The sequence below is a fragment of the Aminobacter sp. P4_D5 genome, assembly GCF_056401815.1.
On the sequence record NZ_JBFUIP010001092.1, the window covers coordinates 1 to 583 of the forward strand.

The following is a 583-nucleotide window of genomic DNA, read 5'->3' on the forward strand; positions in this document are numbered from 1 at the left end:
GCGCTGCTCGTCCACCTGGGTGATGGTCTGCTGGGCCTGCTGCCGCGCCTGGCGCACGGCCGAATGTTCGGAGCCGCCCTGATAGATGGGGATGGAGAGGTTGATGGTGGCCTGGCCGCCCGTCTGGCGGGTGTGGATCGTGGTCTGGTTGTCCTGCCGGAATGCCTGGGCATTGGCGGAGATCTGCGGCAGCAGGACCGACATTTGGACGTCGATGTTGTCGCGCGCCGAGGCGGCGGTGAAGAGGGCCGCCACCACGTTCGGGTTGTTCGCGATGGCCACGGCCTGGGCCTCCGCGGCGCTGCGGATCGGCACCGCGAGCGGCTGCGGGTTGGTCAGGCGCTGCGGGGCCGCGCCGATGACGCGCTCGAAGGTGGCGCGGGCGATCTGCAGCGTGCCCTCGGACTGGGTGCGGGTGGCGCGGGCGCCRGCGAGGCGGCTCTCGGCCTGGGCCACGTCGGTGCGGGTRATCTCACCCACGCGGAAGCGCTCGTTGGTSGCCTGGAGCTGGCGGCYSAGCACCTGCTCGTTGTTGATGTTGAGGCACAGCAGCTCCGTGTTCTGGATCATGCTGATATAGGCC

The 583-nt window shown here is 69.7% G+C and carries 1 protein-coding gene; it reads right to left on the reverse strand.

The window, feature by feature from the left end; translation table 11 throughout:
• On the reverse strand, window positions 1–570 hold a 570-nt coding region (locus tag AC1DWF_RS36835; RefSeq protein ID WP_476843371.1), incomplete at its 3' end, for a TolC family protein.
• Window positions 571–583 lie beyond the last annotated feature (13 nt).